The sequence below is a fragment of the Bradyrhizobium sp. genome, assembly GCF_049512235.1.
GTDB lineage: Bacteria > Pseudomonadota > Alphaproteobacteria > Rhizobiales > Xanthobacteraceae > Bradyrhizobium.
Genome location: NZ_JBEKXH010000182.1, coordinates 1 through 12544 on the forward strand (window position 1 = coordinate 1; position 12544 = coordinate 12544).

Annotated in this window: 15 protein-coding genes and 3 pseudogenes; 10 read left to right on the top strand and 8 right to left on the bottom strand. The window is 60.9% G+C overall.

The genetic code is table 11. The features are described 5' to 3' along the window. The 4 genes from ABSG20_RS17815 to ABSG20_RS17830 form a co-directional block, all read left to right on the top strand. A partial coding sequence (locus ABSG20_RS17815) for an MGH1-like glycoside hydrolase domain-containing protein (RefSeq protein WP_423865828.1) occupies window positions 1-2466 on the top strand: 2466 nt, incomplete at its 5' end. Then, window positions 2463-4526 carry a transketolase gene (gene tkt / locus ABSG20_RS17820; protein WP_423865829.1) on the top strand — a complete coding sequence of 688 codons (2064 nt, stop codon included), beginning with the start codon at window positions 2463-2465 and terminating at the stop codon, window positions 4524-4526. The genes ABSG20_RS17815 and tkt, both read left to right, overlap by 4 nt. Before the next feature lie 50 nt (window positions 4527-4576). After that, window positions 4577-5275 (top strand): HAD family hydrolase, encoded by a 699-nt coding sequence (locus ABSG20_RS17825; RefSeq protein WP_423865830.1) that lies wholly within the window; start codon window positions 4577-4579, stop codon window positions 5273-5275. 67 nt (window positions 5276-5342) lie between these two features. Next, window positions 5343-6026, top strand: coding sequence for an ROK family protein (locus tag ABSG20_RS17830; RefSeq protein ID WP_423865831.1), 684 nt, complete (start codon window positions 5343-5345; stop codon window positions 6024-6026). 75 nt (window positions 6027-6101) lie between these two features. Here the strand turns inward: ABSG20_RS17830 and ABSG20_RS17835 are convergent, their stop codons facing one another. Together ABSG20_RS17835 and ABSG20_RS17840 are read right to left on the bottom strand one after the other, a co-directional pair. Then, window positions 6102-6449, bottom strand: a complete 348-nt coding sequence (locus ABSG20_RS17835) for a hypothetical protein (RefSeq protein WP_423865839.1) — start codon at window positions 6447-6449, stop codon at window positions 6102-6104. A 5-nt stretch (window positions 6450-6454) separates the two neighbouring features. Further along, the gene (locus ABSG20_RS17840; RefSeq protein ID WP_423865832.1) at window positions 6455-6982 is read right to left on the bottom strand and encodes an HlyD family secretion protein; all 528 of its coding nucleotides are present in this window, start codon (window positions 6980-6982) and stop codon (window positions 6455-6457) included. Window positions 6983-7024: 42 nt separating this feature from the next. Here ABSG20_RS17840 and ABSG20_RS17845 point away from each other — a divergent pair. From ABSG20_RS17845 to ABSG20_RS17855, 3 genes and pseudogenes are all read left to right on the top strand, one after another. Beyond that, window positions 7025-7163: pseudogene (locus ABSG20_RS17845) on the top strand (LLM class flavin-dependent oxidoreductase); the annotation flags it as partial. A 166-nt stretch (window positions 7164-7329) separates the two neighbouring features. Beyond that, complete coding sequence (greA, locus tag ABSG20_RS17850; protein ID WP_423865833.1) at window positions 7330-7812, top strand: transcription elongation factor GreA; 483 nt, start codon at window positions 7330-7332, stop codon at window positions 7810-7812. 51 nt (window positions 7813-7863) lie between these two features. Beyond that, on the top strand, window positions 7864-8001 hold the full coding sequence (locus ABSG20_RS17855; protein ID WP_423865840.1) for a DUF433 domain-containing protein: 138 nt from the start codon (window positions 7864-7866) through the stop codon (window positions 7999-8001). A gap of 177 nt (window positions 8002-8178) precedes the next feature. Here the strand turns inward: ABSG20_RS17855 and ABSG20_RS17860 are convergent, their stop codons facing one another. From ABSG20_RS17860 to ABSG20_RS17875, 4 genes and pseudogenes are all read right to left on the bottom strand, one after another. Continuing rightward, window positions 8179-8361 carry a type II toxin-antitoxin system VapC family toxin gene (locus tag ABSG20_RS17860; protein WP_423865841.1) on the bottom strand — a complete coding sequence of 61 codons (183 nt, stop codon included), beginning with the start codon at window positions 8359-8361 and terminating at the stop codon, window positions 8179-8181. Window positions 8362-8525: 164 nt separating this feature from the next. Further along, a pseudogene (locus ABSG20_RS17865) lies at window positions 8526-8594 on the bottom strand (type II toxin-antitoxin system Phd/YefM family antitoxin); the annotation flags it as partial. A 46-nt stretch (window positions 8595-8640) separates the two neighbouring features. After that, window positions 8641-9249: a Uma2 family endonuclease gene (locus ABSG20_RS17870; RefSeq protein WP_423865834.1), complete on the bottom strand. Its 609-nt coding sequence runs from the start codon at window positions 9247-9249 to the stop codon at window positions 8641-8643. A 623-nt stretch (window positions 9250-9872) separates the two neighbouring features. Beyond that, on the bottom strand, window positions 9873-10256 hold the full coding sequence (locus tag ABSG20_RS17875) for a helix-turn-helix domain-containing protein (protein ID WP_423865835.1): 384 nt from the start codon (window positions 10254-10256) through the stop codon (window positions 9873-9875). Window positions 10257-10587: 331 nt separating this feature from the next. On the opposite strand from ABSG20_RS17875, the gene ABSG20_RS17880 reads away from it, so the two are divergent. The 3 genes from ABSG20_RS17880 (at window position 10588) to ABSG20_RS17890 (ending at window position 11872) form a co-directional block, all read left to right on the top strand. Then, entirely contained in the window at window positions 10588-10905 is a 318-nt protein-coding gene (locus tag ABSG20_RS17880) for a helix-turn-helix domain-containing protein (protein ID WP_423865836.1), read from the top strand. A 281-nt stretch (window positions 10906-11186) separates the two neighbouring features. Next, entirely contained in the window at window positions 11187-11498 is a 312-nt protein-coding gene (locus tag ABSG20_RS17885) for a type II toxin-antitoxin system HigB family toxin (RefSeq protein ID WP_324405010.1), read from the top strand. After that, on the top strand, window positions 11498-11872 hold the full coding sequence (locus tag ABSG20_RS17890; RefSeq protein WP_423865837.1) for a helix-turn-helix domain-containing protein: 375 nt from the start codon (window positions 11498-11500) through the stop codon (window positions 11870-11872). Before ABSG20_RS17885 ends, ABSG20_RS17890 begins: the two co-directional genes overlap by 1 nt. A 112-nt stretch (window positions 11873-11984) precedes the next feature. On the opposite strand, the pseudogene ABSG20_RS17895 reads toward ABSG20_RS17890, so the two are convergent. Both ABSG20_RS17895 and ABSG20_RS17900 read right to left on the bottom strand, forming a co-directional pair. Beyond that, a pseudogene (locus ABSG20_RS17895) lies at window positions 11985-12219 on the bottom strand (helix-turn-helix transcriptional regulator). 129 nt (window positions 12220-12348) lie between these two features. After that, window positions 12349-12544, bottom strand: a 196-nt coding sequence (locus tag ABSG20_RS17900; protein ID WP_423865838.1) for a hypothetical protein, incomplete at its 5' end; no start/stop codon positions are given.

Consider the following 12544-nt stretch of genomic DNA (forward strand, 5'->3'; position numbering starts at 1 on the left):
CTGGGCATCGCGCTGTGGAACGGCCGTGACCCGATCCACAAGGAGCGCATGTTCGGCATCACCAACGGCGAAGGCAATCACAGCGAGGACGTCAAGGAGCTGTGGTATTTTCAGGACGGCGCGCCGACCCACTCGTATATGCGGATGCTCTATAAGTATCCTCAAGCCGAGTTTCCCTATGCAAGGCTGGTCGCTGAAAATCGCGCACGCACCCGGCGCGAACCGGAATTCGAAATCTATGATACCGGCGTATTCGATCAGGGCCGCTATTTCGACGTGACCGTCGAATACGCAAAGGCTACTCCCGAAGACATTCTGATGCGGATCACCGTGGTCAACCGCGGGCCCGATGAGGCGACGCTGCATCTTCTGCCGCAGCTCTGGGCACGGAACATGTGGAGCTGGACCACCGAGATCCCGCGTGCCCGTATCCGCCTCCACTCTGACCGTTCCGTCGAGACCGAGCATCCGATGTTTCCGCGGCTCAGACTGTTCGCAGATGGCGCGCCCGAGCTGTTGTTCTGCGAAAATGAAACCAACCACCGCCGGTTGAGCGGCCTCGCCGTCAACGGCCACTTCAAGGATGGCATCAACGATTACATCGTTCACGGCGACAAGGATGCTGTCAGCCCGGACGCCGAAGGCAGCAAGTGCGCGTTCCGGTACCAGTTGACTGTTGCGGCCGGAGCAAGTGCCAGCGTCCGGCTTCGTCTTCGACCCGCCGACATGCAAGGCGAGCCGTTTGCCGGGTTCGACCGCATTTTCGCCGACCGGGTGATGGAAGCTGACGAGTTCTATGCTGTGCTCCAGCAGGATATGCCCGAATCGGACCGGCGTGCTGTACAGCGCGCCGCCCTTGCCGGCATGCTGTGGTCGAAGCAGTTCTACTATTTCGACATACCGACGTGGCTCAAAGGCGATCCGACTCAACCCACGCCCCCGGCCGAGCGCCTGGCGGGACGCAACTCCGATTGGCAGCACCTGAACAACTACGACGTGATCTCGATGCCGGATACCTGGGAGTTTCCCTGGTATGCGTCGTGGGATCTCGGTTTTCACTGCGCCACATTCGCATTGATCGATCCGGAATTCGCGAAGGCGCAGCTGCTTTTGCTCACGCGCGAATGGTACATGCATCCGAACGGCCAATTGCCTGCCTATGAGTGGGCGCTGGGCGATGTCAATCCGCCGGTGCAGGCCCGTGCCGCCTGGCGGGTCTATCAGATCGACAGGGCGCTGAAGGGCAAAGGCGACCTGGCCTTTCTGGAGCGGATCTTCCACAAGCTGATGCTGAACTTCACCTGGTGGGTGAACCGGCAGGATTCCGGCGGCCGCAACATATTCCAGGGTGGGTTTCTCGGACTGGACAATATCGGCGTGTTCGACCGTTCGAAGCCGCTGCCGACCGGCGGCTTCATGAGCCAGTCGGACGGTACCGCGTGGATGGCGATGTATACGCTCAACCTGTTGCGGATCGCGCTCGAGCTCGCGGAGCATGACCATGTCTACGAGGATATTGCGCTGAAGTTCTTCGAGCATTTCCTGTTCATTGCCGGTGCCATGGAGCACGTCGGCGACGACGGAACCGGCCTTTGGGACGAAGCGGACGAATTCTACTACGACGTCCTGAACATGCCGGACGGCAAGCGCCTCCCCCTGAAGGTGCGATCGATGGTGGGCCTCATTCCCCTGTTTGCAGTAGAGGTGATCGGAGACCACATCCAGACACGGCTGCCCGACTTCGCGCGCGGCGCGCGCTGGTTCGTCGAACATCGTCCTGACCTGGCCCGTTTGATCTCGCACTGGCAGGAGCCGAACCAGGGTGAACTGTACCTGTTGTCGCTGCTGCGCGGCCATCGCCTGAAGGCGCTGCTCCGCCGTGCTCTGGACCAGGCCGAGTTTTTATCGGCCCACGGGGTGCGCTCGGTTTCGAAATATCATGCGGAAAATCCGTTCGTGTTTTCCTTCGACGGGATGGAATATCGCGTCGATTACGAGCCCGGCGAGTCGACCTCGACCTTGTTCGGAGGAAACTCCAACTGGCGCGGTCCGGTCTGGATGCCCGTCAACTTCCTGCTGATCGATTCGCTTTACGAATTTCACCGCTATTACGGCGACGACTTCAAGGTGGAATTCCCGGTCGGCTCCGGTCGCTTGGCAACACTGACAGAAATTGCCGATGATCTGCGCGATAGACTGGCTTCGCTTTACCTGAGGGGGAAGGATGGCCGCCGACCCTCGTTGGGGACCAGCCACTTGCAGCAGGATGACTCTCATTTCCGCGACCATCTGCTCTTTCATGAATACTACCATGGGGAGACCGGCGCGGGGCTAGGCGCCTCGCACCAGACCGGCTGGAGCGGCCTGATCGCGTTACTGCTCCACCCGCGCGACCCCGGCAACAGATGCGGCTGGGCGATCAACGGCCTATCGACATTTTCCACACGACGTCCGGAGGGCGCATGAGCACGAGCGAGATTGACCGACTCTGCATCAACACGATCCGCACATTGGCGATCGATTCGATCCAGAAAGCGAATTCCGGCCATCCGGGTACCCCGATGGGTATGGCACCCGTAGCCTACGGCCTGTGGCAGAAGCAGCTCAACTTCGACCCTGCGGATCCGCTGTGGCCGAATCGCGATCGCTTCATCCTGTCGGCCGGCCATGCCTCGATGCTGCTCTACCCGCTGCTGCATCTGACGAAGACGCAGGCGGTGAACGCGGATTACGAGCCGCATCACCGCCCGTCGGTAACTCTTGACGACCTCAAGACGTTTCGGCAGCTCGGCAGTGCCTGCCCCGGTCATCCGGAATACCATCTGACCTCGGGAGTCGAGGCGACTACCGGTCCGCTGGGTCAAGGTGTCGCGATGAGCGTCGGCCTTGCAATCGCCGAGCGATGGCTCGGGGCGCATTTCAATCGCCCGGACTATCCGGTCGTGGACTGGCGCACCTGGGCGCTTTGCGGCGATGGCTGCATGATGGAGGGGATTTCCAACGAGGCGGCCTCACTTGCCGGGCATCTCAGGCTCAACAAGCTCTGCTGGATCTACGATTCGAACCGGGTGTCGCTCGAAGACCGAACCGAGATCGCGTTTACCGAGGACGTCGCGACCCGCTTTCTGGGCCTGGGTTGGAATGTCCTCCATGTACGTGACGCCAATGACGAGCAGGAGGTGCTGCACGCGTTCGATCTGGTCAAGGATGAGACGAGCCGCCCGAGCCTGATCGTTATCGAAAGCCATATCGGCTACGGCGCGCCGCACAAGCAGGATACGGAGAAGGCCCATGGCGACCCGCTCGGCGAGCAGGAGGTCAAGGCCACCAAACGGTTCTACGGCTGGCCTGAAGATGCACAGTTCCTGGTGCCCGACGGCGTGTACCAGCATTTCGCCGACGGCATTGGCGCCCGCGGCGCGGCAAAGCATGCGGAATGGCGTGATCTTTTCCAACGCTACCGATCGGCCCATCCTGACCTGGCCGGTTCATTCGAGGCCATGCAGCGGCGCGATCTGCCCTCCGGCTGGGAGGAAGCTATCCCGAGCTTTCCGGCTGATCCCAAAGGCATTGCCAGCCGCGTTGCTTCCGCCCAGGTGGAAAACGCCATCGCCCGAAAAATCCCATGGCTGATCGGCGGTGCGGCGGATCTAGCACCCTCCACCAGGACGCTGATGACGTTCGAGGGTGCCGGCGACTTCCAGCCAAGGAGTCCTGGCGGACGCAACCTGCATTTCGGCGTCCGCGAACACGCGATGGGGGCTGCGGTCAACGGCATGGCGCTCGCGAAGCTTCGGCCGTTTGGCTCCGGCTTCCTGATCTTCTCGGACTATATGCGCAACCCGATCCGGCTGTCGGCGCTGATGGAGCTGCCAGCGCTTTACATCTTCACGCACGACTCGATCGGCCTCGGCGAAGACGGGCCGACCCATCAGCCGGTGGAGCAGCTTGCCGGTCTACGCGCCGTTCCCGGACTCGTAACCCTGCGTCCTTGCGATGCCAACGAGGTGGCGGAAGCCTGGCGCGTGGTGCTGAAGGCGAAGCATCGGCCTCATTGCCTGATCCTGACCCGTCAAGATTTGCCAACGCTCGACCGCAACCGTTTCGCGCCAGCCTCAGGACTCGCACGCGGTGCCTATGTGTTGGCGGATCTCGGTGGCGCTCCTCCCCGGATCGTCCTGATCGGGACCGGGAGCGAGGTCTCGCTTTGCATCAGTGCAGCCGAGCGGCTCGCCGCCGAGGGTACGCCCGCCCGCGTCGTCAGCATGCCTTCGTGGAACCTATTCGAGCTGCAGGACGAGGCCTATCGCGAATCGGTACTGCCGGATGCGATCGAAGCACGGGTGGCCGTCGAGCAGGCATCGGTCGTCGGCTGGGAACGCTATGTTGGGCGCCGTGGTGCGGTCGTCGGAATGCACACCTTCGGAGCCTCCGCACCAATCAAGGCGTTGCTTACGAAGTTCGGCTTCACGCCCGAGCATGTCGTCGAAGTCGCCCGCAAGCAAATTGCCAAATACGCGCGCTGAGGAAGCGCTAGCCACAACGACGTATCACTCAGAGTTGCAGGAGCAGTGCTATGAATCAGGTGGTCTTTCTGGTCGATGTCGACAATACCCTCCTCGATAACGACCGCATCCAGGCCGACATCAAGTCACACATCGAGCGCGAGTACGGCGCGGCGTGCCGCGATCGGTACTGGGCGATACTCGAAGATCTCTTCGTCGAGCTGGGTTATCGGGACTACCTTGGCGCGCTCCAGCGCTACCGCGTCGAACATCCACAGGACATGAAGCTGTTGTCGATGTCCTCCTTCCTGGTCGATTACCCATTTGCAAATCGTCTGTATCCGGGATCGCTGGATGTGCTTGCAAAACTGCGCAAATGGGGTCCGACGGTGCTTCTCACAGACGGCGATGTCGTCTTTCAACCGCGCAAAATAGAGCGTTCCGGCCTCTCCGAGGCAGTCGATTCGGAGGTGCTGATCTACATCCACAAGGAACTCGCGCTCGACGACGTCGAGGCCCGCTATCCGGCCCTGCATTACGTCTTCGTGGATGACAAGCCGCGCATCCTGGCGGCAGTCAAAAAGGCCTGGGGCAACCGCGTCACCACCGTGCTTCCCCGACAGGGACAATACGCACGCGATGCCAAGGCCGTCAGCTCCTTTGCCGCCCCAGACCTGATGTTGGATCGTATTGGCGACTTACTCGACTGTGATCTTGGTCGCCTGCTCGCCGTGCGTCCTTCCCTCGAAACCGTGCGGGGTAATCGATAAAATCCACGCAAAAACTCAGGCGCTCAGGACGGCGCGCCAAAAGCCGGTTCAAGGAGAAGACCCTCCAATGAACATACTGGTTGTCGATGTGGGCGGTACCCACATCAAGATCCTTGCCACCGGCGGGAAGGAGAAGCGGGAGATCGACTCCGGACCGTCGATAACGGCGCGGCAGATGGTATCAAGCGTAAAGGCGCTCGCCAGTGACTGGAAGTATGAGGGGGTGTCTGTCGGCTATCCTGGTCCGGTCGTGCACGATCGGCCGGTGGCCGAACCGCACAACCTGGGAAAGGGCTGGATCGGTTTCGATTTCGCAGCGGCCTTCAAACTGCCGACGAAGGTGATCAACGATGCAGCGATGCAGGCGCTCGGCAGTTACAAGGGCGGCAGAATGCTGTTCCTGGGCCTCGGAACCGGGCTCGGCTCGGCGTTGATCGTTGACGGCGTCATGCAGCCGATGGAGCTCGCGCATCTACCGTACAAGAAGCGGACCTATGAGGATTATGTCGGCGTCCGTGGTCTCGAAGAGTTCGGCAAGAAAGAGTGGCGGAGGCACATCGAAGATGTGATTGATCTTCTGGTCGCAGCCTTCGAGCCCGACGACGTCGTGCTCGGCGGCGGCAACGCCAAGAAGCTGAAAGAGTTGCCGCCTTTGTGCCGGCTGGGCGACAATGCGAACGCTTTCAAGGGCGGATTTCGCATGTGGGAGCCTGCATCGTCGCAAACGCGGAGCGTCAGCTCCCGCAAATAACCTGCGCACCTCGCTAGCTCGTGTCTTCGCTTACCTCGAAATCAAACACCGGCAGGCGCAGGTCCCGCGCTGCGTTCAAAGCCGTTTTATAGTCCCGTCACCAACCAATCGAAGGTCGATCCTGCCGATCAGATCCGAACGAAGCATCTCGGCTGCGCGCATGGCGGCCATCGTCTCTCGCAACGTACTGACGTTCGATCCCAGCGACACGATTCCGCCTATCACCACTGCGATCGATCCGACGGCAGTGACCTGATTGGGTCCGAACAGGCCGAGCATCGTAACCAGCAGCAATGCAGCGCCGCCAGCGATCGCCACCTTGGAAACCACTATAATTTTCCGGCATCGCTCCGAGACCTCGGCAAGCTCATCGAGCTGTGCTTCGATCCGTGAAATCTCGTCGATCGGGTTGTCCTCGTCCATCCGGTTCAAGATCGATATCTAAAGGGGTCCCCAGTCGAGGTGGCGGTGCCCTCCCCAATAACATGCCCGGTCCCAGTTCGACGTCGGGACGCTGGTTGAAGGTAATCTTCACCGGCACGCGCTGCACCACTTTCACATAATTGCCTGTGGCGTTTTCGGCCGGCAGCAGACTGAACGCGGTTCCGCTGCCCGCCTGAACGCTGTTGACCTCGCCGGGGAGGCTTGCGGCCACCGAACGCGTCAATCCTGATATCGACGGGCTGACCGACGCCCATGTCGGCCAGCTGCGATTCCTTGAAATTGGCCGTGACCCAGATGTCGAGCGGCACCACAATCATGATCGCCTGCCCGGGCGCCGCCAGCGCGCCGACGGCCGCGGTCAGTTTCGTCACCCGCCCGTCGACGGTTGCGCGCAGCTCCGTTCGCTGCAGATCTGCATCGGCGCGATCTTTCTGTGCCTTTGCCTGGTCGAGTTGCGCCTCGGCACCGACCTTTTGCGCGTTCAGAACATGCGAGGCGTCAGCCCCGCTCACCGCGGGGGTCGCAAATCGCCAGGAAAAGCATAGATTGCCGGTATGAAAAACATCGGATTCCCTGTCGTTCGGGCACTGGACGCCCTCTTCCCAGTCGCAGACCCGCTCGGCTGCGGACGCGGTGCTGCAATCCATCGGGCTGGCCATGGCGGCGGAGGAGTTGGGCGCCGACGGCGCGTATTTGATAGCCATGTCATTGAATCGATCCTGACACACGTGGCGCCGGCTCTCGGGTGGCGCTGAGTGAACAGCAAAAGCCGCCGAGCGTCGTGCTGCCGTTCCTTACAGGAGTCCGCGCTTATCGCCGGCCATGCATTTTTCAACATACTCTTGAGAGGAGTCCGAGCTTGAGCGTCGCTTTCACCAAGGAGGACAGTGCCGAAGCCGCGTCGGAGATTCTGTTGCCTGACCGCCCTGTTTCACCTCATCCGAACCTGGTGACGGAAGCAGGATTGAAGGCTCTGGAACTTCAGCTCCGGCAGGCTCGCGAGGCGTTTGAAACGGCGCAGCAGATCGAAGACGTCAATGAACGGCGACGGCAAGCAGCCATACCCGGGCGCGATGTGCGCTACCTTGCGGCCAGAGTCCGGTCGGCTCAGATCATCGCCAAGCCTGCGTCAGCCGATACGGTCGCCTTTGCTAGCACGGTGACCTTCAGGCGCGATGACGGGCGCGTCCATAAATATCGTATCGTGGGAGAGGACGAGGCGGACCCCAAGGCCGGTTCTATTTCCTTCGTATCCCCGGTGGCACGGCTTCTGATGGGCAAGGCTGTTGGGGATGTCGTCGGCACATCCGGTCAAGAGCTCGAGATCATTGCGATCTCGTAGCACGCCCGCGCCGGATGCAGCGGGTGTCCGGAAGTCCGCTTCGCGCCGATCCTGCGCAAGTTGGGAGCGGGCCGCTCGTTTGCCGATCTAATGGAAGCCTACCCAAATCTAACCGAAGATGACATCCGGGCGACGTTGGCGTTCCCGGCCGACTACGTGCAGCACGAGACCGTTCTCGCCGCAGAGTGATGCGCTTTCTTGCCGACGAGAACGTCTCGTGCCTTAGATTGCTGTCGGCGCGCAGCGGATCGCCACGGCGCCACGCAGCACCCGAAGACCGCGCGGGTTGCGTGACGGCAAGCTTTAGTCAGCGCGAGGCAACGCCGGCGCTGGCGTCGGAGGTTTGCATCCTGACCGCCGCGCGCTCTACCACAATCGCCCCACGCCATAGGCGTCGAAGGGTTGCTCGTTGGAAACAAGCACGAGGTTTTCGACCATCGCCTGGGCCATCAGCATGCGGCCGAACGGATCGCGGTGAGGACCCGGCAACCCGCCTGCCACCTGGCCATGGCGAAGGCTGATCGGCAGGCCGACAAAACCCAGCCGCATGCCGCTACTCCCAAGCCGCCGGCTCCTGCTGCGGCAACGGCTCGAAAAACTCCGGGCCGACGGCGACAACTCCACGCAGCGCCCCAAACCCGCTTGCTCGGCGGCGGTCGGAACGGCACCAGCTTGGCGATCGGCTCATTTCCCCGCGCCAGGATAATTTCCTCGCCGGCTTCGACCCGCGCCAGAAGCTTCGACAAGGTCGTCTTCGCGGTGTGAATCGTAACGGTTTTCATGGCGAGCGCCTTGGCTAACTTGGGCTAGCTTGAGCCAACGGCGCAATCACATGCCACTGGTGTCTTCGTTCTTGACGACCTGGAGGCGCCGTCGAGGCCGCACATCCAGCGTATCGTAAATTTCGTTGAGCGTTATGGACACTGCCAGCGAAGGAAGATGGATATCCATGTTGAACTCTTCGACCGTTTCCTCGGTCCAAGTTCCGTTTTCTTGCCGTCTGTGAACTTTCACGAGGGCGATTTCCGACTCGATCTGCAGAACGGTGTCGATGCTTTCCACGCCCTGGTATTCGCGCAATTTGGCGACGTAGTCGAAGACGGCGGTACCTGACGAAGAAACCTCTACGACAATTGTGGGCCTCGAAGCCGTCAATGCCGTCGCGTTGGCTGGGCCGCGATCGACCACGACATCCGGATATCGGACGGTATCCTGCCCGGTCTGCACCGCAGTGTCGCTCGACGTGGTGCGACAGCCCTTCCGCTTTCCCGCAGGGACGAGGGCCGTCTGAACGTTGCTGCAGATGACGTTGTGCCCCTCTTTGGCGCCGGCCATGGCATAGGCTACGCCGCGCACAAGCTCGAAGCGACCATCGTGACCCGCGATGGCCTTGAGGAACTCATCAACCGTGAGTTTTTCCTCTTCAGGAATAACCATGGCACCATCCGAAACTATTTGCCGCAGGTTACACTGCGGCGGTGCACGGAGCAAATAAGACGCGGATCCCGGGTCCCTGTCCGGAATGACGGGCTTGCGGTACCGAGGCTTTGGCGGCGCCGGCGGCCCGGGTCGATGGCCCGGCCCCTCGGGACCAAAAGGCCGACGTCAGACATGTCGGTGAAACGTGCCCGCCTCACGGGCGGTTCAACACGATAATCTCTTGCTTCGGGAATTTGGCCCCAAGCCGGAGCATCCCGCCAGGCCCAAGCGCTGCGGCAATCCGGATTCCGCCATGGTCGGCAGCTCGGGCGCGCAATCCCTCGAAATGGCTCTAATCTCAATATGAACGGGAGTATCGCATCCGCACTGCATAAGGCTATCTAGTGGCGCGGCGGACTAGTGGCGCGGCGGGCGTTGCCAAGGTTGTGCCTTTGTCGCGGCGGAGTTCTCAGGTATCGTTCGGTGTCCGCGACTTAAGTGACAGTGGAAACTCGATGACACGCGCTCGCATCTCTACCGATCCCGCCGTCATGATGGGTAAGCCGTGCATCGGTGGCACGCGGCATGATTCTGCTGGAGCCGGATCGCCTCTCGAACGCGGCAGAGGCCGAGGTCGGTTTTCATGATAGCCACTCCACCGGCACACTCAAAGCCTGCGCCAGCTTCGCGATGGTCTCGGGGGTTCCCGCGCGACGCCCACTTTCGAGATCGGACAGATAGCCCTGACCGATACCTGTTTTGAAATTCAAATGCAGCTGGGTCTCGCCGCGCCAGTTGCGAATGGCCTTCAGGCGACTCTCACCTCGAAGAATCGCGGCACTAACCTCCGGAGGCAGCACGACGCCGCCAGCAGCCAATTCGGCCTTCCGAGCATCGTAGATAGCGACGTCGTCGGCATCCTCAGCCTCGTGATCGGCGCGCTTGAGGAGTGCCTCATATTCGGCCCGTGGCAGCAGCACCAGCTCTTCGCCGCTGGGCGTCCGAATGATCTGTGGTGCACTCATAGCCTTAAGCTCCTCGTGTAAGTCGTCGTGGCCCGGCGGCCGATGTAGATGGCCAGGATCGTGGTGGCATCCTCATCGAAGATCACCCTATGTTTGTGGGCTGTTACACTTTCGACCGCCAGCAGCTTGTTTCCACCAAATGCGATCCCGAACAACCAACAGGTGAAGCCGTCGACCGATGACGCGTGCCTCACGATAATTGCGTCGACCCGCTCTTCCAGAACACCCTCCGATAGCGCGATAGGACGCACAAAGTCCGTTGCGTCATATACGCCAGAGGCGTATATGACGGGCTGTAACATGCGAGAAGTGAAGCGCTATGGCGAAAAGCTTGAGTAAGGCGGCGCGCACTGCGCTGGCGGCGACGGATTGGAGCAAGATCGACGCGATGACGGATGAGGAGTTGGCCATGCAGATCGCCGCCAATCCCGACTCTGCGCCCGATATGGCGCCGGAGATCGATGTGCGCGCAATCCGGCGCGCTGCCGGCATGACGCAAGCAGAGTTCTCCAAGACCTATGAATTCAGTATTCGAACTGTGCAGGAATGGGAGCGCGGCGCCAAAAAGCCGAGTGGCCCGGCGCGAACGCTATTGCGCGCCATCAAGGCCGACCCCGAGGGCCTGCGAAAAGCCCTTGCCTCCGGGTAGGCCACAGATGGCGTTACGGATGGTGTGGCTGGATACAGCTTAGTCTGGCGGAGAGGGAGTCCGCCCAAAAATGAAAGAAACGCCCATTTTATTTGGACAGGTAGCACGTACCTTTTTGGCTACATACACCTGTACATACACCCCGCAAGGTAGTTTCCCCCGCGCCGTTGAGAACCAGAGATATTCATCGGCCGTCTTTCAGAGTTTTAGCACTAGCATATTCTTCCCAAAAATGGAAATCCGTTCTTCCATTTTTGGGAAACACGCGCTAGTGTCCGCTCATGCTGGTTATCGGCACGGACATTGTTGAGCGCTACTTTGCCGAACGTTCCGGCCATCGGGGCATCGACGCGGCGCGCGCCCAGTACCGGGCATGGCTGGCGATTGCGGAGGCTTCGGACTGGCGCACGCCGCAGGACGTGAAGCGTTCGCATCCCAAGGCGAGCATCCTAAAGGGCGGGCGCGTGGTGTTCAATATCAAGGCCAACGACTACCGCTTGATCGCCTTGGTACAATATCGCGACGGCGTGTTGATAATCCGCTTTTTCGGCAGTCATGAAGATTACGATAAGGTGAATGCGGAGGCAGTGTGATGAAGGCGACTTTGATCATTATCCAGAACGAGACCGATCATGAGGCGGCCAAGGCGCTTGTCGGCAAGCTGATGCGGTCGAGCGAAGTTGACGACCGCGCGCGCATGGTGGCGCAGGCTCGCCTGATCGAGGCATATGAACGCACGCGATGGCCGCGCAAAGCGCCGCCGTTGCCCGATTTGCTGACCTATCTGATGGAGCAGCATGGTTTGACGCGCGCCGACCTTGTGCCGCTTCTGGGCACGGCGAGCCGTGTCAGCGAGGTCATGTCGGGCAAGCGCGAATTGAGCATGACGATGGTAAAGCGCTTGCGCGACCGTTTCCATGTTCCGGCGGATTTGCTGATTTTGGCCAGTGAGAGTGTCGCTGCCTAAGCGGACAGGAACGCGCCAGTAGGTCAAGTATTTTCCAGACTTCGGTGGCGGTCTAAAGTGATGAGTGTAGAGCCCGGAAGGATCCGTGCGAGGAATAGTACAGCCACCGACCTCACCGGACCTCATCTAATTCGCGTTTGGGACGCCATGAAGCGGGATCGGCGATCCAGCGATTGATGTCGGATTCATGCCAGCCGGTGCCGTTGACGCTGATTTTGAGTTGAGCCGGGAAGGTGCCTTCGGCGATCTTGCGGTAGATGGTGGACCGGGACAGCCCGGTCCGACCGGGACAGCCCGGTCCGGGCAAGAACGGCTTTCAAGCGGATGATACGGTCCGGTTCGCGCATGGCCGCGCTGCCTCCTGCTGGCTGTTTCTGACTGCATCTGAGACCAGACAAGACAAGCGGTTGCAGGCGCGCAAGCGCATTTTATACATCGCCGTACTATGGCGTTCAAACGGCGGCAAATTGGACGGGTCAAATTCCGAGGCCTCGGCCTCTGCCGAGGTCGATGCCATGTGCGAAGGCCAACTCGTGGCCGAGTCGGCGGCCTGTTTCAAAGGTGATGCCGAGCTCCCGCTTGCGGTTGGCGAGAATGGATTCCATTTGCGGATCGCGTTCGAGGCCTCTCGCCATGTCGCCCATCGCCGAGCGCGTGGCCCTGCAGCCGGAC

What these genes read in the sequence shown, in the direction of transcription:
- tkt (WP_423865829.1), top strand. Translation starts at nt 2,463, where the DNA reads ATGAGCACGAGCGAGATTGACCGACTCTGCATCAACACGATCCGCACA.
- ABSG20_RS17825 (WP_423865830.1), top strand. Translation starts at nt 4,577, where the DNA reads ATGAATCAGGTGGTCTTTCTGGTCGATGTCGACAATACCCTCCTCGAT.
- ABSG20_RS17830 (WP_423865831.1), top strand. Translation starts at nt 5,343, where the DNA reads ATGAACATACTGGTTGTCGATGTGGGCGGTACCCACATCAAGATCCTT.
- ABSG20_RS17835 (WP_423865839.1), bottom strand. Translation starts at nt 6,449, where the DNA reads ATGGACGAGGACAACCCGATCGACGAGATTTCACGGATCGAAGCACAG.
- ABSG20_RS17860 (WP_423865841.1), bottom strand. Translation starts at nt 8,361, where the DNA reads ATGCGGCTGGGTTTTGTCGGCCTGCCGATCAGCCTTCGCCATGGCCAG.
- ABSG20_RS17870 (WP_423865834.1), bottom strand. Translation starts at nt 9,249, where the DNA reads ATGGTTATTCCTGAAGAGGAAAAACTCACGGTTGATGAGTTCCTCAAG.
- ABSG20_RS17875 (WP_423865835.1), bottom strand. Translation starts at nt 10,256, where the DNA reads ATGAGTGCACCACAGATCATTCGGACGCCCAGCGGCGAAGAGCTGGTG.
- ABSG20_RS17885 (WP_324405010.1), top strand. Translation starts at nt 11,187, where the DNA reads ATGCTGGTTATCGGCACGGACATTGTTGAGCGCTACTTTGCCGAACGT.
- ABSG20_RS17890 (WP_423865837.1), top strand. Translation starts at nt 11,498, where the DNA reads ATGAAGGCGACTTTGATCATTATCCAGAACGAGACCGATCATGAGGCG.